Source organism: Proteus sp. TJ1640 (genome assembly GCF_003144445.1).
Lineage (GTDB): Bacteria > Pseudomonadota > Gammaproteobacteria > Enterobacterales > Enterobacteriaceae > Proteus > Proteus penneri.
Window position 1 is genome coordinate 51,323 of record NZ_PENY01000021.1, and the last position, 26,358, is coordinate 77,680.

The 26,358-nt window shown below is 34.9% G+C and carries 17 protein-coding genes and 1 riboswitch; of the genes, 13 read left to right on the plus strand and 4 right to left on the minus strand.

The genetic code is table 11. The features are described 5' to 3' along the window. The first annotated feature begins 28 nt into the window (after positions 1-28). Positions 29-1,144, plus strand: a complete 1,116-nt coding sequence (locus tag DK861_RS07755) for an NAD-binding protein (RefSeq protein WP_239452149.1) — start codon at positions 29-31, stop codon at positions 1,142-1,144. A 78-nt stretch (positions 1,145-1,222) separates the two neighbouring features. Next, positions 1,223-2,077, plus strand: a complete 855-nt coding sequence (gene tehB, locus DK861_RS07760) for an SAM-dependent methyltransferase TehB (protein WP_072063405.1) — start codon at positions 1,223-1,225, stop codon at positions 2,075-2,077. 100 nt (positions 2,078-2,177) lie between these two features. On the opposite strand, the gene clcA is transcribed toward tehB, so the two are convergent. Continuing rightward, on the minus strand, positions 2,178-3,566 hold the full coding sequence (clcA, locus tag DK861_RS07765; RefSeq protein WP_109399747.1) for a H(+)/Cl(-) exchange transporter ClcA: 1,389 nt from the start codon (positions 3,564-3,566) through the stop codon (positions 2,178-2,180). A 195-nt stretch (positions 3,567-3,761) separates the two neighbouring features. On the opposite strand from clcA, the gene DK861_RS07770 reads away from it, so the two are divergent. Beyond that, positions 3,762-5,162 carry a sodium:alanine symporter family protein gene (locus DK861_RS07770; protein ID WP_072063403.1) on the plus strand — a complete coding sequence of 467 codons (1,401 nt, stop codon included), beginning with the start codon at positions 3,762-3,764 and terminating at the stop codon, positions 5,160-5,162. 188 nt (positions 5,163-5,350) lie between these two features. Here DK861_RS07770 and DK861_RS07775 read toward each other — a convergent pair whose 3' ends face one another. Then, the gene (locus tag DK861_RS07775; protein WP_109399748.1) at positions 5,351-6,832 is read right to left on the minus strand and encodes an aldehyde dehydrogenase family protein; all 1,482 of its coding nucleotides are present in this window, start codon (positions 6,830-6,832) and stop codon (positions 5,351-5,353) included. Between the two features lie 494 nt (positions 6,833-7,326). Between DK861_RS07775 and hcp the strand changes: the two genes are divergently transcribed. The 4 genes from hcp to mgtE all read left to right on the plus strand — a co-directional run bounded on the left by hcp (position 7,327) and on the right by mgtE (position 12,184). After that, entirely contained in the window at positions 7,327-8,979 is a 1,653-nt protein-coding gene (gene hcp / locus DK861_RS07780) for a hydroxylamine reductase (RefSeq protein ID WP_109399749.1), read from the plus strand. A gap of 57 nt (positions 8,980-9,036) precedes the next feature. Then, positions 9,037-10,041 carry an NADH oxidoreductase gene (gene hcr / locus DK861_RS07785; protein ID WP_109399750.1) on the plus strand — a complete coding sequence of 335 codons (1,005 nt, stop codon included), beginning with the start codon at positions 9,037-9,039 and terminating at the stop codon, positions 10,039-10,041. A gap of 271 nt (positions 10,042-10,312) precedes the next feature. Further along, the gene (locus tag DK861_RS07790) at positions 10,313-10,648 is read left to right on the plus strand and encodes a DUF6694 family lipoprotein (RefSeq protein ID WP_006533795.1); all 336 of its coding nucleotides are present in this window, start codon (positions 10,313-10,315) and stop codon (positions 10,646-10,648) included. A 214-nt stretch (positions 10,649-10,862) separates the two neighbouring features. Continuing rightward, positions 10,863-11,034, plus strand: a riboswitch (M-box (ykoK) riboswitch). A 76-nt stretch (positions 11,035-11,110) separates the two neighbouring features. After that, on the plus strand, positions 11,111-12,184 hold the full coding sequence (gene mgtE / locus DK861_RS07795; RefSeq protein WP_006533794.1) for a magnesium transporter: 1,074 nt from the start codon (positions 11,111-11,113) through the stop codon (positions 12,182-12,184). A gap of 85 nt (positions 12,185-12,269) precedes the next feature. Here mgtE and DK861_RS07800 read toward each other — a convergent pair whose 3' ends face one another. Next, positions 12,270-12,776 (minus strand): SprT family zinc-dependent metalloprotease, encoded by a 507-nt coding sequence (locus tag DK861_RS07800; protein WP_147280391.1) that lies wholly within the window; start codon positions 12,774-12,776, stop codon positions 12,270-12,272. Positions 12,777-12,881: 105 nt separating this feature from the next. Between DK861_RS07800 and DK861_RS07805 the strand changes: the two genes are divergently transcribed. The 3 genes from DK861_RS07805 to DK861_RS07815 are packed head-to-tail and all read left to right on the plus strand — an operon-like array spanning position 12,882 to position 14,061. Further along, positions 12,882-13,205, plus strand: a complete 324-nt coding sequence (locus DK861_RS07805) for a metalloregulator ArsR/SmtB family transcription factor (RefSeq protein WP_036912417.1) — start codon at positions 12,882-12,884, stop codon at positions 13,203-13,205. A 3-nt stretch (positions 13,206-13,208) separates the two neighbouring features. After that, positions 13,209-13,643 carry a YeeE/YedE thiosulfate transporter family protein gene (locus DK861_RS07810; RefSeq protein ID WP_006533791.1) on the plus strand — a complete coding sequence of 145 codons (435 nt, stop codon included), beginning with the start codon at positions 13,209-13,211 and terminating at the stop codon, positions 13,641-13,643. Positions 13,644-13,647: 4 nt separating this feature from the next. Next, positions 13,648-14,061, plus strand: coding sequence for a YeeE/YedE family protein (locus tag DK861_RS07815; protein WP_006533790.1), 414 nt, complete (start codon positions 13,648-13,650; stop codon positions 14,059-14,061). A gap of 117 nt (positions 14,062-14,178) precedes the next feature. Here DK861_RS07815 and metK read toward each other — a convergent pair whose 3' ends face one another. After that, a complete protein-coding gene (metK, locus tag DK861_RS07820; protein WP_006533789.1) occupies positions 14,179-15,333 on the minus strand; it encodes a methionine adenosyltransferase in 1,155 nt (384 codons plus the stop codon). Between the two features lie 689 nt (positions 15,334-16,022). Here metK and speA point away from each other — a divergent pair. The 3 genes from speA (at position 16,023) to DK861_RS07835 (ending at position 26,308) form a co-directional block, all read left to right on the plus strand. Further along, a complete protein-coding gene (speA, locus tag DK861_RS07825; RefSeq protein ID WP_109399752.1) occupies positions 16,023-17,930 on the plus strand; it encodes a biosynthetic arginine decarboxylase in 1,908 nt (635 codons plus the stop codon). 102 nt (positions 17,931-18,032) lie between these two features. Continuing rightward, complete coding sequence (gene speB, locus DK861_RS07830; protein WP_006533786.1) at positions 18,033-18,953, plus strand: agmatinase; 921 nt, start codon at positions 18,033-18,035, stop codon at positions 18,951-18,953. 266 nt (positions 18,954-19,219) lie between these two features. After that, positions 19,220-26,308, plus strand: a complete 7,089-nt coding sequence (locus DK861_RS07835) for an anthrax toxin-like adenylyl cyclase domain-containing protein (protein ID WP_109399753.1) — start codon at positions 19,220-19,222, stop codon at positions 26,306-26,308. The last annotated feature ends 50 nt before the right edge of the window (positions 26,309-26,358 follow it).

Sequence of the window (26,358 nt, forward strand, 5' to 3'; positions counted from 1 at the left end):
AGAGACATCTAAAGTGACAAGAAAAATGATGTCTTTATTACTTATCTTAAATGGTATTTTCATCATTTATTCCATTTTGCTGTCTCGTGGTGTTTATCTGGATTGGGAAATTCATGGTTTTTCAGCATGGCTAAAATCCTTAGGTGTATTAAAACTGCTCGATATACCTAAGGTAATGTTAGGTTGCGCATTAATTTTGCTTTCAATATTTATGTATCTTGGTGCCAGAATTGCGTGGTGTGTCTCTTTGATTTTATTAGCCACCATTGTTTTTCTCGATGTCGCTGTTTATCAGCAAATGGACTTTCAATCCTGTTTTTCTTTTATTTTAGCGATTGGGTTGTTAATAAGCTGGCGTGCATTTCCACATCATAGTTTAACTAGCGCAGGCTTTGTGGCCTTTATCTGCACTCTTTCTTTGCTGTTATTCTCAATGCTGGGAAGTCTTTATATTGGCGATGAATTTAAACCACATATTACAACATTAATGGATGCATTCTATTTTTCTATCGTCTGTATGACGACACTAGGATTTGGCGATATTGTGCCAATTAGCACGAATGCACGTATTTTTACTCTCACTGTTGTTATCTTGGGAATAACTGTTTTTACTACTTCCATTGTGTATGTCATGGGATTTCTTGCGCGCGGCACTCGCGATATTGTTAAGAAAAGGATCGCTAAAATGCATAATCATTTTATTATTATTGGTTCATCAGCATTGGCTTCTCAGTTAGAAAAAGGGCTAAGAGAACAAGGGAAACCCGTTATTGCGATTTGTGTTGATAAAAATAGAGCCTCCTATGATGTTCAAGCCAATATTATTGAAGGTGATCCTACTAATCTTAAAACATTGCTATCTGCCAATATCGCGAAAGCAAGTTGGGTTGTGACTTTATCTGAAAGTGATGCAGAAAATACCTTTATTTTGTTGACTATCCAAGAATGTTCTAATGTTGATGCCAAATTGATCACTATTATTAATCAAGATGAAAATAGAGATAAAATCAGTCGGTTACGCCCAGATATGTTATTTTCTTTAGCATCATTAGGTAAAGAAATTATGATGAAAGTTTTGTGTGGTGAATCTATTTCTTCCTCAGATGTGACTAATTTGCTGTTAAACAAATATTTAAAATCATAATCTTGATAAAACCTTCTTTACGAAAGATCGTGATTACAATAAGATGTATTTAAAATGCATCTTAAGTGAGGTTGAATGATGGAACTTGTAAATTATAAAACAATGCCAGAGTGGACTCGCACATCCATTCCTTTAGCGTTGTTAGAACGCCACAATACAAAGGAAGGTACTTATGCTCAAATGCGAGTCCTTCAAGGTAATATGACATTTGTTGTATTTAATGATGATGGTTCACAAATTTCGGTGGATTGTGATATAGAAAACCAACCACCTCTAATTCAGCCTCAACAGTGGCATAAAATTGATAAAGCGAGTGATGATGTACGTTGCCAGCTCTCTTTTTTATGTGCTCCAGAAGATAAGTTATTTAAAGAAAACGACTTATCATTACCCCATTCTGAAGTACGCTATATGGCAACGTTTACTCAGCCTTGTAAGGTGTTAGATTTAGGTGCTGGTCGTGGTCGAAACAGCTTTTATTTAGCGTCTCAAGGTTATGATGTAACAGCGTTAGATATTAATGCTTCACATATTGATGCTATTGAAACAGTTAAAACCAAAACAGGATTAGCGGTAAAAAGTGGCTTATATGATATTAATGAAGCTTCACTTACTGAGAAATACGATATTATTCTTTCAACCGTTGTATTGATGTTCTGCCAACGGGAGCGTATTGAAAGTATTATTAAAAATATGCAGGAATGTACCAACTCTAACGGTATCAATGTAATTGTTTGTCCTGTTGAATCGTCAAATAGTGATCCTGCAGAAATTCCTTTTAAGACCTTTTTACGTCAAGGCGAGTTAGCGGATTATTATAAAGACTGGGAAATCATCAAATATAATGAAAACCCAGGTCATTTACATAAAACAGATGCCAATGGTAATCGTATCGCCTTAAATTTTGCTACTTTAATCGCACGCAAAAAATAGTTAATAACTATTATCTCTTTTAAATACCCCAAATAATTGGGGTGTTTTTTTATCTGTTTAAGTGAATTTTATTGTTGCGGTGATTTATTGCTTTTAATATCTAGGGTTTGGTCTTTTGCTCTTTTGCCTCAGATTTTTGCAATATCCGCTCTAATAAAACCGTATAGATAGGGCGACCACCTAATAGTTGCGCCAACATAGTTGCACCTAAACAGGTAATGATCATAGGCAGGATCAGCTGATAATTATCCGTCATTTCTAATACGAGAACGATCCCTGTTAGAGGTGCTCTTACCGTTGCTGCGAATAACGCGCCCATCCCTGCAATAGCAAACGTACCAATTTGAATTTGATAATCAGGGAAAAGCAAGGTTGCAGTTAATCCGAATGCGCTACCAAATAGAGTACCAAGTGCTAGAGTAGGTGCGAATATACCGCCAGGAGCACCAGAGGCAAAACTGATAATAGATGTGATAGTTCGTAAAATAAAGAAAAGTAACAGTGCAATAAGAGAATATTGTCCGGTACTGAGTGCTGGAATAATGCTAAATCCACCGCCAGTAATTTCAGGAATAATTAGTGCCAATAGACCACAAAGCCCACCAATAATACCGCCGGTTAAAACAAAACGTGAGGTTTTATCTTGATAAAAATGTTGGAATTGTGTTTGGACATAGAAAAGTAATTTACTGAATATAACGCCAATAATGCCAAATAACATCCCCAAAACTAAATATAACCAGAGTGTATTTAGTGGTGCAGATGAAAATTTACCGATATGAATAACACCGCCTTCACCATTAAATAGGCGAAAAACAATGCAAGACATAATAACGCCAATAAAGACCGCTTTAATTGAAATAAGACTGTATTTAAATTGAGGTCGCATCTCCTCAATAATAAATAAAATACCAGCCAGAGGCGCATTAAAAGCAGCGGTTAATCCCGCGGCGGCTCCTGTAGCTAATAAAGTATGGCGTGACTCTTTATCATTTACCCGAGAAATATCGTTTACGAGCTGACCGATATTGGCGCCTAATTGAACTGTTGGGCCTTCTCGACCTAATACCATTCCTGAACCTAATGTTCCAATACTAGCAATAAATTTTACTGGTAATACTCGCCACCAACGAACTGGGCGAATATCTATCATTGCTCCTTCAATTTCAGGGATACCAGATCCCCCTGATTCCGGTGAGAATTTCTTGACTAAATAGTAACCTAGCATCGCTAAAATAGAGGAGAAGAGCAATGTACTAATTGCAAGAACATAAGGATTGGTGAAGGTTTTGACGAGCTCTTCTTGTCTAAAATTTATAACCCAACTCACGCTTTTTTCAAATAAAACACCCACTAATCCTGCAAGCGAACCGACTATAGCAGACAGTAGCAGGACTTTCAGTGGTGCAAGGTTGGTCTCTTGTGCTTTTCTGAATAAATTAAAACGTCGTTCATTTTGGCTATTTTGGATAGATTTACGGTTATGCATAACTTTGATTTATGTATTGTAACAATGAACGTAATGATAGCGTAATTTTGTATTGAAGTGATATTTCTCACATAACGTAATCAATTTTAGATTTAGTCGTTTTTTTTTCTAGCATATTTTCACTTTTTCATCTTTAGTGTAATTGATAACAAAAAAGACATATTTATATAACATTTGGACGAGAAAGGGTAAATTATGGATTTCATCACAAACATATTAAGCGCTATAAATGGCGTGGTATGGGGAGTTCCGATGCTTGTCGGTATTCTCGGTATCGGCCTTTTTATGCAGTTTCGACTTGGTTTTTTACCTATTAGGAAATTAGGTACAGGGTTTAAACTTTTATTTGAGAAAAATGATAAAAGAGGCGAAGGGCAAATATCGCCATTTAATGCGTTGATGACTGCACTATCTGCCACTATCGGAACTGGTAATATTGCCGGTGTTGCAACGGCGGTTGTCTTAGGTGGTCCTGGGGCATTGTTTTGGATGTGGATGACGGCATTAGTGGGAATGGCAACCAAATATTCAGAAGCCGTGCTTGCGGTACGTTTCCGTGAAGTTGATAAATACGGAAACTATGTTGGTGGGCCAATGTATTACATCAAAAATGGATTAGGTAAAAATTGGGTTTGGTTAGGTACTGTTTTTGCTGTCTTTGGTAGTTTTGCGGGGTTTGGTATTGGTAATACAGTACAAGCCAACTCTGTGGCTGATGTATTAGAAAGTAACTTTGGTATTTCGACCACAATCACCGCTATTGTTCTGGTTGTTTTAGTTGGTGCCGTATTAATTGGGGGCATTAAGCGTATTGCTGATGTTGCCGGTAAATTAGTTCCTATTATGACCGTTGGTTATTTTGGTGCAGGTATTGTTGTTTTAGCACTGAATGCCACTGCGATCCCAGATGCTATTGTCCTTATTGTTAAATCTGCATTTACGCCCGTTGCTGCTCAAGGTGGGTTTGCTGGTGCCGCTGTTTGGGCTGCGATCCGTTTTGGTGTAGCGCGTGGTGTTTTCTCAAATGAAGCGGGATTGGGTAGTGCGCCTATTGCTCATGCAACGGCAAAAACACAAAATCCTGTTCGCCAAGGTTTGATTGCGATGTTAGGGACTTTTATTGATACCATCATTGTCTGCTCTGTAACAGGATTAACTATTATTATCACAGGACAATGGCTAACAGGGCAAAGTGGAGCAACATTAACCGCTGCATCATTCTCTACCGCTATTCCGGGTGGTAACTATATTGTGGCAATTGCATTAGCCATTTTTGCATTTACCACGATTTTAGGTTGGAGCTTTTACGGTGAGAAATGTGTGCAATATCTTTTTGGACCTAAAGCGATTACACCATTTAGGGTTGCATGGTTAATTGCGTTACCAGTTGGTGCAACGCAATCATTAGAGTTTGTCTGGTTGTTAGCCGATACACTTAATGCAATGATGGCTATTCCTAACTTAATCGCATTAGCTTTATTAAGCCCAGTTGTTTATCGTTTAACAAGAGATCATATAAAAGATGTTAACGCTGATAATATTGGGTTAGATAAAGAAACTCATCCAGTGAACAAAAAAGAAGCCGAAGCAGAGTAACTCGTTCTTACTTATTGGCTAAAAAACACAACACAAAAACCGTATGCACTTAAAATTTGGCATACGGTTTTTTTATGGTGGTAACTTAAAGTGTGGGAAATTACAGATAATAAAAAGCCTTCTGGGGAGAAGGCGAAGAGATGAGTATAGATATTATATTTATAAGAATTTAGAAAAGAGAGATAATCTTATTCTTTCATACTGATGAAGATATTTTTCACTTGGCTATAAGCATCTAACATCATTTTATGCGTTTCACGTCCTAAACCTGATTTTTTGTAACCCCCAAATGGTGCATGAGCTGGGAGTTCGTGATAAGTGTTAACCCACATACGACCAGTTCTTACTGCTTTTGCAACACGTAAGGCTCGGTTAATATCTTGAGTCCAAACACCACCACCAAGACCATATTCAGAGTCATTCGCCATTTCGATCACTTCATCTTCATTATCGAATGGAATAACACACAATACAGGCCCAAAAATTTCTTCTCGGGCTACACGCATTTGGTTTGTTGCGTTGATGATGATAGTGGGACGAACAAAGAATCCGTCATCATAACCTTCACCCGTAATACGTTCACCACCTGTTAAAACAGTTGCACCTTCTTTTTTCGCGAGTTCAACGTAACCTAAGATGGTATCCATTTGATCTTGACTAACTTGTGTACCCATCTGTGTATTAGGATCAAGGGGATCACCGACACGAATACTCTCAAATTCAGTTTTTAATGCTTTCAAGAATTCATCATGAATATCTTTATGTAAGAACAGACGCGAACCTGATTCACAAGCTTGTCCTTGGTTCATCAATATAGCTAATGCTGAATATTTGACTGCTTTTTTCATATTTGCATCAGGGAACACAATATTGGCTGATTTACCGCCTAATTCTAATGTTGCTGGAACCATTTTTTTCGCTGCTGCTTCTGCTACGGTATAACCCACATTGGTAGAACCTGTAAACGCCAGTTTATCAATATCTTGATGCTCTAAAATAGCTTGTCCTACAACAGATCCACGTCCCGTAACAATATTAATTACACCAGCTGGTAATATTTCATTTAAAATACGACCTAGCTCTAATAATGAAAGGGAAGTCAGTGTTGCTGGGTTTATTACGACAGTATCACCCGCGGCAATTGCTGGCGCCAATTTCCATGCTGCCATCAATAATGGGAAATTCCATGGAATAATTTGTCCAACTACGCCAATGGGTTCACGAATAACAAGGCTAATAGTATTTTCGTCTAGGACGGCACTTTCATCGGTATGAGAGCGTATCACGCCTGCAAAATATCGAAAATGGTCAATAGAGGCAGGTAAATCTATGTTTTTCGACTCATTGAGTGGCTTACCATTATCTAATGATTCAATCCAAGCAAAGCGTTCTTGCTCTTGCTCTAAGCGATCTGCAATTTTTAATAAGAGGGCTTGACGCTCTGCTGGAGATGTTTTACTCCATGTTTTGAATGCATTACGTGCGGCAGTGACTGCGCGATCTACGTCTTCGGCACTTCCTGATTGGTATTCACTTAGTAATTCACCGGTTGCAGGGCTATAGGTTTTAGTTGTTTTTTGCGATGTGCTAGTTACCCATTCTCCTCCAATTAGCATTTTGTAGCTTTCTAGAGGACGAAATTCTGATGGAACATTATTTAATTTAATCATTTTTAATCTCCAATGTAGGGGTGAGCATCATTTAAACTTATAGTTTCATTTCGTAATACTCGTGCTAATAACATATATCAAATGAAATAATTTGATTAGCTATTGATGCAATAGGTGATATTAACTATAAAAAATAGTAATGAATATTACGGATTTAACAAAAATGAATTAACTTAATCGTTTCATCTATCAGTCTTTATATAATTAAATAAAAAATACCCATCCGTTATTCTTCAATATTCTTTCTTATTTACTTATTAAAGGTGTAATGCGATTAAGCAATCTGTTTAAAAAAGCAGGCTTTAGACTTATGTGAGATCAAAAGATAAAAAAAGAGATATTAAAAGATTCACTAGAAATTGCGTTAGATCAAACAACATTTAAATTGTTCAATATTGCACTTTCTCTCTGATAAAAATGGCGTATTCTTATGTTGCATATAGAATGCAACTTATAAAAATAAAGCGTTATCTTATAATTAGAAGGAATACGATATGTATTGTGTGCAATGTGAACAAACAATGAAAACGCCTGTAGGCAATGGTTGTGCCTATGCGCAAGGTATGTGTGGTAAAACAGCAGAAACTTCAGATCTCCAAGATTTACTGGTTGCTGTATTGGAAGGGCTTTCTGCTTGGGCATTAGCGGCACGTAGTGTTGATATTATTGATCATGATGTAGACAGTTTTGCGCCTCGCGCTTTTTTCTCTACATTAACTAACGTCAACTTTGATTCTGATCGTATTGTCGGCTATGCGAAAGAAGCTATCTATTTCCGTGAAAGTCTAAAATCTCGTACCTTAGCAAAAAATGCAGCGATTCAAGTCACTAATCCAAGAGCTGAAATTCAATTAGCTGGAAATGATTTAGATAGTTTACAAAAACAAGCCCAGCTTTTTGCCTTAAATGGTGATAAAGCACAGATTGGTGATGACCTTCATGGTTTACGTATGCTGTGTTTATATGGCTTAAAAGGCGCAGCGGCTTATATGGAACATGCGCATGTTTTAGGTCAATACGATAATGAAATTTATGCAGAGTATCACCGTTATATGGCGTGGTTAGGGACTGATCCTGCTGATATGAATGAATTGTTAGAAAATGCGATGGGCATTGGCCAAATGAATTTCCGCATTATGGCAATTTTGGATAAAGGTGAAACACAAGCTTATGGTAACCCAACGCCAGTTACGGTTAATGTGCGTCCTGTTGCGGGTAAAGCAATATTAATTTCGGGCCATGACCTGAAAGATTTACAAATGCTACTTGAGCAAACAGAAGGTAAAGGCATCAATATTTATACCCATGGTGAAATGTTACCTGCTCACGGTTACCCAGAACTTAAAAAATACAAACACTTAGTGGGTAACTATGGTAGTGGTTGGCAGAATCAGCAAATTGAATTTGCGAAATTCCCAGGCCCTGTGCTAATGACATCAAACTGCATTATTGATCCTAATGTGGGTAATTACGGTGATCGTATTTGGACGCGTAGTATTGTTGGCTGGCCGGGCGTAAAACATATTACTGGTGATGATTTCTCTGAAATGATAGACCAAGCACAATCACTAGAAGGTTTCCCATATAGCGAAATTGAGCATTTAATTACGGTTGGTTTTGGTCGTGAAACACTATTAAATGCGGCTGATACAGTGATTGATTTAGTTTCACAGAAAAAATTACGTCACGTTTTCTTAGTGGGTGGTTGTGATGGTAGCCGTGGTGAGCGTAGTTATTACACTGATTTAGCAAGAGAAATCCCACAAGATTGTTTAATTATGACATTGGCGTGTGGTAAATACCGCTTTAATAAATTAGATTTTGGTACTTTAGAAGGGTTACCACGCTTACTTGATGTGGGTCAGTGTAACGATGCTTACTCTGCGATTATGCTAGCAGTTAATCTAGCTGAAAAATTAGGCTGTGGTGTCAATGATTTACCACTGTCCTTAATTTTGTCTTGGTTTGAGCAAAAAGCGATTGTTATTTTATTAACTCTGCTTTCATTAGGCGTAAAAAACATTTATACCGGCCCTACAGCACCTGCGTTCTTAACAGACAATCTGCTGGCGGTCTTAAATGAGAAGTTCGGTATGCGCTCAATTACTACACCAGAACAAGATCTTAAAGAGATCCTTTCAGCTTAATCGTTTAATTCATCATCATTGCCGAGGCTTACGGGCTTCGGTAAGGAATAAATATCCATGACGATGCCAAGTTCCCTTTGTCCTAATCGTATGCAGGTTCACTCAATTGTTCAGGAAACCCCTGAAGTGTGGACACTAAATTTAATTAATCATGACTTTTATTCATACAAACCAGGCCAATTTGCATTGGTTAGTATCAATAATAGTGATGAAATAATGCGTGCTTATACCATTTCATCTTCTCCAGGATTAAGCCCTTTTGTCACTTTAACTGTTCGCCGTTTAGAAAATGGTATCGGTTCAGGTTGGTTAACATCACAAGTAAAACCGGGTGATTATCTTTGGTTATCTGATGCCCAAGGTGAATTTACTTGTGCAGGTAAAGAAGATGCGCGCTATTTAATGTTAGCCGCAGGGTGTGGTGTTACCCCTGTAATGTCGATGACACGTTGGTTGCTAAATAATCAGCCAAAAGCAGATATCACGGTTATTTTTAATATTCGTGAACAAAGCCAGTTTATCTTTGAGAAAGAGTGGATCGAATTAGCCAATGCGTATCCCTATAATCTCAATTTTATTATGATGTCTAAATTACCTGACAATAAAGGGTTATTTAGTGGACGCATTTCTCAAGAAAAACTAGCAGCGTTAGTACCTGATATTGCGAGTCGTACTGTTATGTGTTGTGGCCCAAATAGTTACATGGAAGATACAGGACGTTTTGCAAGAAATCTTGGTGTACCGGCTGAGAATATCTTTATGGAACGTTTTGGTGATGAACCTGTTTGTGTTGATGAAAATGAACAATTAACCATGACTATTCGTCATCCATTATCGCAAATTAAAGTTCCTGTTGGTGTCACTTTGTTAACGGCAATGGAAGAGAATAAAGTACCTGTTTTCGCTGCTTGTCGTGCAGGTGTTTGTGGTAGTTGTAAAACGCGAATTGTTAGTGGTGATTATGATGTTTCCAGCACTAGTACATTAACGGCTGAAGAGATAGCTCAAGGTTATGTCTTAGCATGTAGTTGTCGTTTAAAAGGAGATGTTGAGCTCGCTTAACCTCTTTTTTCCATTAAATATTTCCTTCTACTTTCCTGTTTTTTACCCTGTTAATTTATTAACAGGGTTTTTTATGTCTATTCTTCGCATTAAAAAAACGAATAATCTGGAAAATACTTCTCTTTATTTTTAATTAAAGAAGGTTTTTATTTATTCAGAATAATAAAAATATTGTCAACGATGACTAATTAAAAATATATTTTAGTTAGTGGGAGTTTCCTTATAAACATTCTGCTATTATTTAAACTATTGACTGGATAAGGGGGGATATATGAAAAAAATGTTAGTTATTTGTTTGTTTAGTGTCATGCTATCTGGTTGTGAAAAACCGCAACAAACCCTTGATGGTTCTAATGTAGAGTCGCTACGTATCTCAATTGTTGAAATGCGCAATTCACTTCCCCTTGATGAACAAGCGCGTTTTGATGAAGCAATAGAATTAGCGATCCTTAATGATATTAATTTTAATGATTTAGTGATCGCTGGTCGTCATAAAAATTCGGATATTATTACTCGTAAAATGTGCCAATCATTAGATGGTAAAACAGTAAAAGAAATATTTTCACAGGCAGAAGAAATAAGAGTACAAAAATTAGCATTTAAATAATCAATTAATAAACAGATTATCTTTTACTATATGATTTTTGATATTGTAGGAGAACTTCATTTCTTTTTTATATATCAGTTTCGAATGTAATTATATTATTTAATTGCATAATGAATATTACGGGCTGTTTTTCAATAGAACTTAAACAAAATCCTTATCGTGCTTTTCATTATAGTGTGAGTGGTTATAATGCGCGCGCATTCGCAAGAAAAGTGCAGTATCTCGTTAGGCGAGGCTCCTATACAAACACAGGTTACTGATCTGACGACGTCGAGAGACGCCCAAGATTAGGACAGGATATATCGACCGAAGGTATATCCCCATGTAACTTCCAGTATTCATCGGATACGTTGTATAGTGCTAAAACCGAGACGTGTAGATAGCTTTTGCATTCTCGCTTCTGGTTTCGCCCCTATGGAGAACTGATTTGCTAAACACAAACAGTAATAGGGAACCACAAAAATGACTTTCAATACTCAAAACAAAATGGATGCTGTCTTAGTTGCAGATGCATCCTTAAACACACCACAAAATCATTCAACACAAGATCAATACAATCGTTTAAAAGATGATTCAACGGTTAGCGCGTATATGAGCCAATCTTATATTGCGGTTTCTGTTGCCGATTCAGTTGAGAATGTAAAAGCTCAACTGGTTAATGATTTAAAAGATGAATTAATTCCAACCTATCTCTATGTTGTTGATAAAGATAATTATCTTAATGGGATTTTACCTGTTAAATCATTATTAACCGCGGCAAATGATCTATTTGTGTCTGATGTTATGCGTCAAACTTTTTTCTCTGTATCACCTGAACAGAATCGACATGATGTGTATCAATTGATTAGCCATAGCGGTTTAGACAGTGTACCTGTGATGCATTTTGGAAAATTAGTGGGTGTGTTACGTCCTCAAGATATTGCAGAATTGATTGAAGATGAAAATACCCTTGACGCCCAGATGCAAGGGGCAACGTCACCATTAGAGCAGCCTTATTTAGAAACCAGCCCAGTAACATTATGGCGTAAACGAGTTGTATGGTTATTGATGCTGTTCGTGGCAGAAGCGTATACCAGTACGGTATTACATGCTTTTGAAGATAGATTAGAAGCCGCTATTTCATTGGCATTCTTTATTCCATTATTGATTGGTACTGGCGGAAATAGCGGAACACAAATCACCTCAACGCTTGTTCGTGCGATGGCGTTAGGTGAAGTTAGCTTACGCAATGTATGGTCCGTTTTAAGAAAAGAGATAACAACATCTATTATGGTTGCGTTAACCATGGGGATTGCGGGCTTTGTTCGAGCTTGGTTCTTAGGCGTTGGTATGGAAGTGATGATTGTTGTTGGTTTAACGCTTATTTCAATCACGGTTTGGAGTGCAATTGTTTCGTCGGTTATTCCAATGGTATTAAAGCGTTTAGGTATTGATCCAGCCGTTGTGTCAGCACCGTTTATTGCAACGCTAATTGATGGTACAGGTCTTATTATTTACTTTGAAATCGCATCTCATGTGATGAGCGAGTTTGCCTAAGACAATCCTATATATTCATTTTCATTCTCAAGATAAAGCTGATGTGATTTAATTAACACATCGGCTTTATTTTTATCTATTTGTTTTAATTTCCTATAAATTTCAATATAGCCTGACAATGGCGGCAACGGTATTGTGTTTCTCCGCGTAATACTTTGTTATGACGACGAATAGTGAGCTGATGTTTCTCTTCACAATGGCAAGCATAACGAAAAGTTTTGGCTTTAACGGTACTAACATCAAAATGATGGGTACGTTTAGCCGAAACGCCTAATACTGTTTCCATCATCCATTTCCACTCTTTTCCATGAGGCGCTACACGACCAAAATGGCGATTAACTAATAAGTGTGCCAGTTCATGGGGAATAACTTCTTCAATAAAATTCTGTTTATTTTCAATCAATAATGTAGGATTAATACGGATTTCCCAATTTGCATAATAGGCACTGCCTGCAATAGTTCCTCTCTGATTATAATGTAGAGTAGGTTCTGGGTAATTTGTATTAAGATAAAGATTAGCCTGCTGCAATTTTTCACGCAGTGTTCGCATAACGCTTTGCACTAAGGCGATGGGGATTCTTACCGTTTTCATGTTACAGAGCATATAGCGCCTTATACAAACACGCAATAAAAAGAAAACTTGCACAATATATAAATTAACATATTATTAAAAAGTATATTGATTATGGAGTTTACCATGACACAACGAGTTCAACCTGATTTATTAGATGCAATGAAATTGGCGGCTAATGAAGCGTCTAGCATGCTTAAGACGCTAGGAAATGGCGATCGCCTCTTATTATTGTGTCAATTAAGTCAGGGCGAAAAAAGTGTGAGTGAATTAGAAGAAAGTTTAGGTATACGTCAACCAACACTTTCTCAACAACTGACTGTTTTACGCAATGAAGGATTAGTGAATACTCGTCGTGATGGGAAACGTATCTTCTATTCTATTGCTGATGAAAAAGTATTAGTGCTTCTTAATACGCTTTATCAGCTTTATTGCCCTATAGCAGGTTAAGTTATGAATATAGATTGGGTTCACTTTACGCCTTTAAGTGCGGCAATAGGTGGACTAATGATAGGTGCGGCTGCCGCTATTTTATTGTTATTTAATGGTCGCATCGCAGGAATAAGTGGAATTTTAGGTGGTATTTTATCAACAAAACAGCAGGGGAATGGCTGGCGTTGGGCATTCTTAATTGGCATGCTAATCGCACCTACACTGTTTTATTTTTTTGATAAACCTTTAGCGCCAGTGATTGAAACATCGCCTTGGATGTTGATCATTGCAGGTGTGCTGGTGGGAGCGGGTACACGTTTAGGTAATGGTTGCACCAGCGGTCACGGTATTTGTGGATTAGCTCGATTATCGCGTCGTTCTATCGTTGCTGTGATAGTGTTTATGGTGACGGCTTTTATCACTGTTTATATTCAGCGTCATGTAATAGGAGGCTAATAAAATGACAAAGTTCGTTGCTTTTCTTTGTGGTCTTCTATTTAGTGCAGGGTTGATCGTGGGGGGAATGAGCAATCCGCAAAAAATTCTAGGTTTTCTGGATATTACTGGAGATTGGGATCCCTCTTTATTGATAATCATGGGAGCTGGATTGGTTGTCAGTGTGATAGGTTACCAACTAACACGCCGTAGACAACAAAGTGTATTAGCATGCCCTTTGAATATTCCAACCAATAAGGTTATTGATAAACCTCTCGTGTTGGGGAGTGTGTTATTTGGTATTGGCTGGGGATTAGCGGGGATTTGCCCAGGCCCAGGTTTGGTATTAGCGGGTGCAGGGTTTTATCAAGGTATTTTATTTGTCCTTGCGATGATTGCGGGTTGGCTGTTAATTGGATTGGTGCGTAAGCCACAATAACAAACTATTTTATACTGATATTCTTAATGAATTAATTAAACGGGAAGCCAGTGCTTCCCGTTTGTGTATTTAATGCATTGAACATTTAGTTAATAGTGTGATGTTAATGGCAGAGGATTATTTTAAACCCGCAGCTTCACGTAAGATTTCTGCTTTATCTGTTGCTTCCCAAGGGAATTCAGAGCGACCAAAATGACCGTAAGCAGCCGTTTTTTGGTAGATTGGGTGCAGTAAATCTAGCATTTGAATTAATCCGTAAGGACGTAAGTCAAAGAATTCACGTACTAACAGAATAAGTTGTGCTGTTGGGACTTTTTCAGTACCAAATGTTTCTACCATAATTGATGTTGGCTCAGCCACACCGATTGCGTAAGAAACTTGAATTTCGCAACGATCAGCTAAACCAGCAGCAACAATATTCTTAGCAACGTAACGTGCTGCATAAGCGGCTGAACGGTCTACTTTCGATGGATCTTTACCAGAGAAAGCACCGCCACCGTGACGCGCCATACCGCCGTAAGTATCGACAATAATTTTACGGCCTGTTAAACCACAGTCGCCCATTGGGCCACCGATAACAAAACGACCTGTTGGATTGATGAAATATTTAGTTTGTTCATTTAACCATTCTACGGGTAGAACTGGTTTAATGATCTCTTCCATCACGGCTTCATGCAGATCTTTTTGTGAAATATCTTCAGAATGTTGAGTTGATAAAACAACTGCATCAATACCGACAACTTTATTATTGTCATATTGGAAGGTAATTTGGCTTTTCGCATCAGGGCGTAGCCAAGGTAAAGTACCACTTTTACGTACTTGTGCTTGACGATGAACTAAGCGGTGAGCATAAGTAATTGGAGCTGGCATTAATACGTCAGTTTCATTGGTTGCATAACCAAACATTAAACCTTGGTCGCCAGCGCCTTGTTCTAAAGGATCAGCTCGGTCAACACCTTGGTTGATATCTGGTGATTGTTTACCAATCGCACTGATAACTGCGCAGGAATTAGCATCAAAGCCCATATCGGAACTGGTATAACCGATTTCACGAACGGTATTACGTGTGATTTCTTCGATATCGACCCAAGCTTTGGTGGTAATTTCTCCGCCTACCATAACCATGCCTGTCTTAACGTAAGTTTCGCAGGCAACGCGTGCTTTTGGATCTTGTTCTAAAATCGCATCCAGAACAGCATCAGAAATCTGATCTGCAATTTTATCTGGATGACCTTCTGAGACTGATTCAGAAGTAAATAGGTGTGTAGTCATTATATCTCGTTACCTTAATACAAACGGTTTAAGGATGGATGTTTTAACATCTAGACGTCTATTTTACGACCCTTCTCTCCTTAATTCCAGCTTTTTTTAATCAAATATAGGGAGAAAGTAGAATCGAACAGTTGATCTTATTTTTTATTACTCGCTATTTTTGTATTGAGAAAATAGGAGATAAAGAAAAAAAAGTTTTTTGTATTTTTTGCTTTGCATTTTTAATTAACTAAAGGTATAACCTCGCGGTTACTGTGAAATCTGAACACAGTGTAAACCGCAGGATTTCTGATCCTGTTTCTCTGTTAGGGAAATGGCTTATAGGTTTAAGTCATGTGTGGAGTGAATGGGTAATGATCCATTGTCTACAGGTTAATCTTTTCAAAAACCAAAACAGTACTCGCCAATACTATACACGTAGTATATCTAGAGTAATCTCCTCTTTGAGCTCTTTCTCTTTGGAGCGAAGTTGTCTGTTGCTTGCCAATAGGTGATTGTGTTAACTCGTTATAGGTTAACTCAAGAACTTTCTACTATTATGTCCTGCGTATAGCTGGATAATCATATAAAAATATATAGTGAGTCATTACTTCTAACTGTTATTTATCAGTCGTTTCAGATTTTTGTCAGATAATTGACTACTATAGTGACAGGCAAGGTATAAACTCATACTCCCTAAGGAGAATGTCATGAATGATAACATCGCTCGCAAGATGCAGCACACCTATAACATCACATATTGGGGTGGTGGGTACTATTTAGCGAATAATCGGGGAAATATCAGTGTTTGCCCAAATCCTGATGTGCCTGAGGCAACGTTGGACTTAACAGAGTTAGTTAAGCAAGTGCAAGAAGAGTATTCACATTTGCGCCTTCCTGCGCTTTTTTGTTTTCCTCAGATTTTACAACATCGCTTGCGTTCTATTAATGCGGCGTTTCATCGTGCGCGTGAAGCTTATGGTTATAAAGGTGACTATTTTTTAGTCTATCCAATTAAAGTTAATCAACAACGCCGTGTTATTGAATCATTGATCAATGCAGGTGAACCTTTAGGTTTAGAAGCTGGATCTAAAGCAGAATTAATGGCTGTGCTTGCTCATGCCAATATGACAAGCTCTGTGATTGTGTGTAACGGTTATAAAGATCGTGAATATATTCGTTTAGCGCTCACGGGCGAAAAACTTGGACATAAAGTTTTCTTAGTGATAGAGAAAATGTCTGAGATAAAAATGGTATTGGAAGAAGCTGAGCGTTTAGAGGTTATTCCACGTTTAGGCGTTCGCGCTCGTCTTGCTTCTCAAGGATCAGGTAAATGGCAGGCAAGTGGTGGTGAAAAATCAAAATTTGGTTTAGCTGCGACACAAGTTCTGCAATTAATTGATATGTTACGCCAAGCTGGTCGCATTGATAGCTTACAGTTATTGCATTTCCATCTGGGATCTCAGATGGCAAATATTCGTGATATTGCAACCGGTGTTCGTGAATCTGCACGCTTCTATGTTGAATTGCATAAATTGGGTGTAAATATTCAGTATTTCGATGTGGGTGGTGGTTTAGGTGTGGATTATGAAGGGACTCGCTCACAATCTGATTGCTCGGTTAACTATGGCCTTAATGAGTATGCGAATAATGTTATTTGGGCGATTGGTGACGCTTGTGATGAAAATGATTTACCTCATCCAACGGTAATTACGGAATCAGGGCGCGCATTAACAGCACACCATACTGTACTGATTTCTAATGTGATTGGTGTTGAACGTAATGAATTTACAGCTATTACACCACCAGAGGAAGATGCTGCAAGACCTATTGCAAGCCTTTGGGAAACATGGGAAGAGATGCAAACTAAAGGGCATAGTCGTTCATTACGTGAATGGCTACATGATAGCCAATTAGACCTTCATGATGTGCATACTCAATATGTTCATGGCATGTTAAGCCTGACAGAGCGTGCTTGGGCAGAAGAGCTGTATTTGAATATTTGTCGTCGTATTCAATACGATCTCGATCCCAGTAATCGAGCTCATCGTCCTATTATTGATGAGTTACAAGAACGTATGTCAGATAAGTTCTATGTTAACTTCTCACTGTTCCAATCTTTACCTGATGCATGGGGAATAGATCAGCTTTTCCCTGTTTTACCAATAGAGGGTTTAGATAAACCATTAGATCGTCGTGCAGTGTTGTTGGATATTACCTGCGACTCTGATGGTATTATTGATCACTATGTTGATGGTGATGGTGTTGAAACAACCATGCCAATGCCTGCTTATGATCCTGAATATCCACCGATGATTGGCTTCTTTATGGTGGGGGCTTATCAAGAAATTTTAGGTAATATGCACAACTTATTTGGTGATACTGCAGCTGTAGACGTTTATCTTGATGAAAAAGGGAATCTGACTTATCAACTCAGTGAAGAGGGTGATACGGTTGCTGATATGCTTCAATACGTTAAGTTAAATCCTGCCGTGCTACTAGAACGTTTCCGCACTCAAGTAAAAAATGCACAGTTAGATGAAGCATTACAAGAGCAATTCCTGACTGAATTTGAAAGTGGTTTATACGGTTATACGTATCTGGAAGAAGAAGAGTAATTCTTCACTTTCCAATGCAAGAGTGATGTGTTTAAACATCACTCTTTATCTATCATATTGATTGTATGTTGCTTATTTTAAATAAGTAACAGAGGTAATAGCATGAAAAATAGTACGTTAGGTAATGAGACTGATAATTCATTGATCTCTAATGCATTTGGTTTTTTACGTTTTCCACTGAATTTTCAGCCTTACAGCAGTGATGCAGATTGGGTTATTACGGGTGTGCCTTTTGATATGGCAACATCGGGTCGAGCAGGAACTCGTCATGGACCAGGCGCGATTCGTCAAATCTCAACCAATTTAGCGTGGGAAGGTAACCGCTGGCCGTGGGATTTCGATATGCGTGAACGTTTAAATGTTGTTGATTGCGGTGACTTAGTTTTTAATTTCGGTGATGCACAAGATATGAGCGATAAATTACAAGCTCATACAGAGAAGTTATTAGCCGCAGGTAAAAAATGTTTGACGTTTGGTGGTGACCATTTTGTCACATTACCTTTATTACGTGCCCATGCAAAACACTTTGGCAAAATGGCATTAGTTCATTTTGATGCGCATACCGATACTTATGGTAATGGCAGTAAATTTGACCACGGTACAATGTTCTTCCATGCACCAAATGAAGGATTAATCGATCCTAACCACTCAGTACAAATTGGTATTCGTACTGATCATGACAGTGACAATGGTTTCACTGTATTGGATGCAGCACAAGTTAACGATCGTGGTGTAACTGATCTTGTTGATCAGATCAAAGGTATTGTTGGTGATTTACCTGTTTACCTGACTTTTGATATTGATTGTCTTGATCCGGCGTTTGCTCCAGGAACAGGAACACCAGTTGTTGGCGGTTTAACAACCGATAAAGCCCTGAAGATCTTACGTGCATTACAACCGTTGAATATTGTTGGTATGGATTTAGTTGAAGTTTCTCCAGCTTACGATCAATCAGATATAACCGCACTTGCAGGAGCGACTATTGCACTTGATATGCTCTATTTGCAGGCGGCTAAAAAATAACGTTGTTTGATGCTAATAAATTAGTTTGGTACGAAGACGCTTTTATGCAAGAACGTTATATCACTAATATATAAAAAATAAATTAGATTCAATTAAATAAAAGTAGCTTCATAATATGAAGCTACTTTTTTAATAAAATCATTATATTAATTCGCTTTATTATAATTATAAATCTTACTTTAATGTGTGTTATTTTTTATATTTGCATTAGTAAAATAATGTAATTATTTTTCAGATAAATAAATTATTTAAATGGAAAATATAAAATGAAAAAAAATAAATCATTAATAAGTAATGATGGATCATATAGCTTTACACTTATAAATAGAGAGAAAGATGCTTTAAAAAAAGTAAATAATGATAAAATAAATGCATATTATTCATTATATAATAAAAAAAAGAGTATTAACGGAAATGAAAATGTCATTATTCTTCTGAGTGAAACGGATGAAATAGAAAAGAACTATATTAGATATGTAGATGAATATCATGCAGCTGGATATGATTTATTTATTGTTGATGTGTCAAAAAATAAAAATGCAGGTTTTGATTTATTAGAACATCTTTGGTTACAGAATAGGGGGCAATTACCTCAAAATATTTTTATTCATGGAAATAACGATCAAAGGGAAAATGCACTTTTATTATCCAAAAATAATATTGCTAAAAATAATGAAATAAAAGGTGTTATATTAAGTAGTTATCTTCCAAAAAATGAATTTATTTTTCCATCAGATTTAGAAATAAATACAGCTATTTATTTCTCTTATGAAAATCCTAACGAGGATTATAATAATAATATCATCTACAATGAATTATTAAATAAAAATAAAAAAGTAAAAAAATTTAGTTTCACTCATAGAGAGGAATATAATAGTTTTTCAGAATTAAATAAAATAGAAAAAAAGAAAACACTAAAATCATTAGGTTATAACAATAATAAAAATGAGATAAATAAAATAAAGATAGGTATGCCAATTAAAGATCAAAAAATATTTTCTCAGATAGCAGAAAAAAAAGGGATTATTATTGGCGTAAGACCTATAGATGCTAATTCAACTTCATTAATTTCATCGGGAGAATATAGTAGTAAGAACTTAGCTATTAAGGCGAAAAGTTCTGATTGGGGGCCTATGGCTGGCTTTATTCCGGTCGATCAATCACTGGCTAAAGCATCGGCACAAAAAAATCTATTGAAATATAATAAAGCAGTAGAAGAAGCAATAAATTCTGGGGCTGCATCTGTGAGTGAGCTTTATATTTCAGCCGAAAGATTAAACGAATTGATAGATAATAAAGTGATCGATTATCTTTATGATAAAAATTCACCTATAAAATTTGAAGTTATATACAATAATAAAACGTATGAGTTTTTTTTAGAACCAAAAATAATAGAAAATAAACAGTATTATTTAGTTCAATACTATAATCATAGTGGAATAGAGCCTGTATTAGTAATGGCTGATCCTATATCAAATAAACCGATGATTGCAGATTACGATTTATTTACGGTGATTTATCCTTATAGTTATTTAGGAACAAATACACGAGTTAATAAGCCTGTATCTTGGGAGGAATGGAAACAAAGTGTGAATTATGCTGAGCTAACTGATAAGCAAAAAATACTGTATAATGATAAGTTATTATACGAAAAAAATGAAGGGCATCAATTAGGATTTATCAGTCAGCAAATAAAAGAACTAAAAAATGAATTAAATACAGCATTGGGAAGATCAACAGGGATGGAAATAGTTCATCATGGTGCCGATGATGCTAACCCCTTTGCGGTAATTCATGACAATTTTCCTGCTACTTTTTTTGTTCCTAAATCACTGTTGGATAAACCACTTAATTCAAAAAATCAAACATTAGATGATTTGTTTTATATTAATAATAATGGCACCGTTGTATTAAAATCACCAGATGAATTCTCAAAGTTTCAGCAATTTATGATTGATCTAGGTTATATTGCTCCTTTAAATGAAAAATGGAACGATGGAAGTAATAATTATTTTACAAAAAAACGAAAGCTTTCTACCACTTTTGTTGATACAAAAAAAGAAATAGGACGAAAATTTAGTATAGATAAAAAAGATAAATATACGTTAGAATATGAATCTTCACTTAATAAGTTTAATGAAGGTTCTTATGTTGAAAACAATTCACTTTTACCAGAAATAGAATTTTATAATAATGAAATAAATTTATTATCATCGGAATATAATCGTAAAAATGATCTTTCTAATAAGATGAATAATGTAAATTATCTTCTACCTAGAAAAGTACAAAGAGAATTTTATTCTAAAAAAAGAGATATACAGTGGTTTAAAAAAACGGGTTATAAATTACTTAAGTCATTGATTAATAAAGATGGGCTTTTTCTGAATAAAACGAATGAAAACAGATTAATTAGCTTTTTTTCTTTGTTATCTAAATATCCTAATATTAATACACCAATATACAAATCATTTAGTGTTGAAAACAGTAATGTTTTAAAAAATAATTATAAAAAAGGAAAATTACTCGCTTTTGATGGTGTTTTTCATGGTTTTAGTAATATTGAAAAAGTAAAAAAAACATCCTCTGATAATGTGTATGTTTCTATTATTGGAAAACATAATGCGAAACCATTAACAAGTCTTAACTCAGGTTCTTCAGAAAGAGCAATTATTGTACCAGGAACACACTTTCGTGTGATAAACAATAAAATTATCAATAATAAAAATTACGTTGTATTAGAAATTGCTAATGAAATACATTATCAAGAGCCTGTGTTTGATTTATATGACGGGGAATTAAAAGGTATTGGTATTGATAAACATAGAACGACATTTAGCGAAAAAATTGAAAGAAATCTAAATGTTTCCCAATTGAATAATATTTTTGAATCTTGTCGTGGTGAATCACTAGAATCGGTAACTATTAAAAATATAATAGATAAAGTTATCGAAGGAAAAATTTCAGTTGAATATGCAACACATAAATATTTTAAAGAAATTTCAAAAGTTTTTTCTAGTGATGATAGCATCTTATTATCTAATAAGTTATATATTGCTGTTAATGATCCATTAATAAGTAAATCGTTTAATCAGTATGTGAATAAAAAAATAACCTTAGATGAGTGGATAAATAGTTATAATGTTAGCTATTTAAACGATACTGTAACTAATAATATAGATAGAGTTAAAACACTAATAAATTGTATTCATGATGTGCCGGAATCGGTTCGTCATTTAAATGATGCATCAACCAATTTACTTTCTCATTATTTTAATAAATTTGATAAAAATAAATTGACAATTGATCTGCTGAAAATAGCCTTAAATAAAAATGAGTATAATGTTGCTATTAATGATATTGATTATTTAATCTCATTAAATAACGATAAAAACATTTTATCATCGGTTAAAATAAAAGAGTTGCGATCATTAATTAAGAAAGCATTACATGAGAAAAAATCAACTGATAATTTATTTGAATTAAGTTTAGGGCTTAATAATAATAAAATTGTAGTGAATAAAATAAAGATCTATGGCATCGAAGTGGAAAAAAGACTACTTATCAGTTTAGGGGCAAAAATTAATAACAAAAAAATAGAGGATATTGATGTTTTTGAAAAAAAACATGATTATTCTAATCTTACATTCGATGCAGATAAGATAAATGATTATTTTTTAAGTGCTTCAGGAACTGACGATGATAAAAAAGTTATTTTTATTATTAAAAAATTATTAAAAAATAAAGAGAGAAATATAAAAAAGTTAATTTCAATTAATGCTGAACGTATCGATTATCTTGCAAGCTATGAGCGATTGGTTAAAATTCTAGAATTAAAAAAAGCTCCATTTAATCAATATTATTGGGATAGCGTCAGAAAACCTTCATTAAAAATACCTAGACATATGAAAATATTGAGTAAGGTAGGCTATGCTAATATTGGGTATTCTATATGGCAATCCGTTAATAATACTTTTTCTTTGGCAGAACAACTCAATAATCCTAATATATCTTTACAGAAACGAAAAGAAATCATCACTAACTTGTCATTAATGTGGTCTGAAATGGCATTTAATGGAGCTTCTGAAATAATTGAAATTATAATAGCAAAAGGATTATTGCGATATCGACACAATCCTTTGGAATATGTAAGTAAGATAAGTACTCGAGTGGGGATTGCGCTTAATATTCTTTCCGTTGGATTTGATATTTATAATACTTATGATAATTTCAGCCATATTTCTGGCAAAACTGATGAAAAACAGAAAATTGATTATATCGTTAATGGTTCATTCGCTATTGTCTCAGGGCTTGTTACTGTAGGAATTTCTATTGCTATGCTTGCTGGTTCAACTATTGCAGGACCTATTGGTATTGTCGCGGGTACTTTAATTGCATTGGCAACTTCAATTTATAATGCTGTAAGATTAATCGAAGAAGCAAAAAATCAAGTCAGTTTTACGTTTATGGATGAATTAGATAATGGTTTTTATGCTTTTCTTATGGGGGATATTAAGCCAGATAAGAGAAATAAGATAATATATTTAGAAACTGAAAATCAACTTAAAGAGATGATTGATAAAAACGCGCTAATATATTTGGAAGAAATAAAAAAACAAAATTCAAGTGGTTTCTATTTTTATACAAATGAAAAACAGATTTATCAAGAACATTATTATTACAAAGTTATTCCTATATTAATAGGAGATACAGTTGATCCTATGTTAATGCCGTCAAGCAATTTTATTATACAGCATATGGCTAAAAATATGAGTCAACAAGAAGCCGAAAAAATTGCAGCACTTAATCCTCACCTATATGCGAAAAAAACAGAATATAAATATTATTTACCTAAAGAAGCGATTGCCACAGATGAAAAACTTATTTTTGATGTGGATTTTTATGCTAATGAGCTAAACCGATATACAATAAAAATTAATTCTGAGGATGAAAACGTTATTTTTGGCGAGATAGTGGATGAGGATTTTTTTAAGAATAGTAAAACAACTAAAGATTATGTGATTAATAAATTAGGAGAAAATAAATTAGAGGATGAATTAATAAAAGTCAATGATATTGAGAAATATTATACTTCAGGTTGGCATGAAAATTCAGTGCTTTATTTTAATACACATAATGGTAACGATATTATTTCAGCACCTTCAACAACTCAAAATACATTTGATATTTATAATGGTACTAAGCGATTAAGTGGCGGTTCAAAAGATGATGTATTTAATGTATTCACATCAGAGTCACCTCATTATGCGAGCCGATTTTATGGTAGAGAAGGAAATGACACACTTTGCCTGATAAAAAGCACGGGTAAATACACAGGTTATAAAGTCAATTTACAACATAATTACGTTAAATTTAAAGATTCAGAAGATAAAACGAATAGCCAAAACTTTCATTCAAAGCTTTATCTTTATCAAAATAAAGGGAATCTTTATTCTAAAAAACTTGTTGATACCATGCCAAATATTGAGTTACAAGATCAAAAAGTCATTGCTTATTTAGACAGTATTGAAAATGTTATTGGCAGTGAAATTGGGGATGATTATATTTTAGGGAATGAAGAAGCTAACTATTTAAATGGTGCTGGTGGTGTTGATCATTTATATGGTAAAGGCGGAAATGATACATTGGTATTAAATGAAGGTTATGCTGAAGGTGGTGAAGGTAATGATAGTTATATTATTTTACGATCTTATTTAGAACAAAGTTATAATAAATTATTTGAAACTATTATTAATGAAAATAATAAATTCGAATCTAGTGTTGTAAGATTTAATTATTATTTTGATGAAATTATTTCAATAAAACGCAATAAAAAAGATATTATTTTTGATTTTAAAATTGATAATGAAAGCCAAGAGGGAAAATATATTTATCATTCTGTAACATTAAAAAATGTTTATGATAATTCTGTAAAAAATACGCCCTCACATCATTATACACTAATTACTCAAGATGGTTTTGCACTCACTTTGGATGAAAACACTAAAGGTAAAGCATTATACAAATTTAGTTATTTAGAAAAATATAATGAATCAAATCTAGCTATTGAATATTTTTATATTAATGAGGATAGTAATTTAGTTATTACTGCTTTTAAAGATCAAAGTAGAAATATAAAATTATTACCAGAATTAAAATACAGTGGTTTATCATCTGGAACAAATTTACGATTTGGTATTCAAGGGAATAACCAAAATAATAGTTATTTTGGTATTGAGACTAATTCACAAATTAAATTAAGCCAGGGAAATGATAGTTATCAAATAAAAACATTTTTAACAAAAAATAAGAATGAAAGGGTGAATATTTCACTTTCTGATTATATTGATAAATTAACTAATGATGATGTGAACTATTTCTTTTTAACCGATATAAGTGGTTTTGACTTAACATTTAAAGATGGCCTTTTATCTCATCGTTATCTTCCAAATGATTATTTAACGCTATCTTTTGATCCAGAACTATTAAATAAAATTGTCGATATAAACGTGACTATTCGATTAATAGATAAAGATAATGTTGTTTTTACATTACCTACTCAAGATAGTCATTCAAACTTACTTATGCCTATGGTTAATTTGAATTTAAATATAAGTCAAGGTGATGATTTGTTGGTGATCCCTGAATCACTTATTTTAAATAAAGAAGCATTATCTACCTATGTGGTTAATTCGTCTTATTCAACACTATTGTCAGCAGCACTTGCAGATAAGCCCAAAGAACTTATTGATTTATTGCCCATTATTGAATTGAATGATGGTAATGACATTATTGCTAATAATAATAATAATGTGAGCTCAGTTATTGATGGTGGGAAAGGGGATGACAATATTCTTGTCAATACAGGGCATCATATTTTAATTGCAGGAGAAGGTAATGATCGCTTGATTGGCGGTGAAGGTAACGATTTGTTAATTTCTCAATTTGGTCATGATTATCTGAGTGGCGGTGAAGGTAACAATGTGTATGTAGTACAAAAACGGCAAAGTAGTGTGACGATTTATGATGGAGGAAAAAACAGCCATATTTTCGTAACAGGATTAGCGGAAAATGAAACTTTGATTTCGTCTCAAGTCGGAAATAATACACAATATCAAACTCAAGATAAGCAATTTACGTTAATTGTAGAAATGGCGGAAAATGAAGTTAATGAACAAGAACAAAAATCTGTTATTTCGATTACTAAAACATCCTCAGAGCTTTCATTACAAGGGGTGGCTAATATTATCCAAGAGATGGCAATATTCAATCAGCAACAACTTACTACTGTGAATAATCACGAAGCGATTTCGTTATCGACATGGTCACCTTTGGCAGTAGTGAAAAAACAATTGTGATTTTTTAATCATTAAGACTACATAACTTAAAAAAACAGCTCCAATTTGGA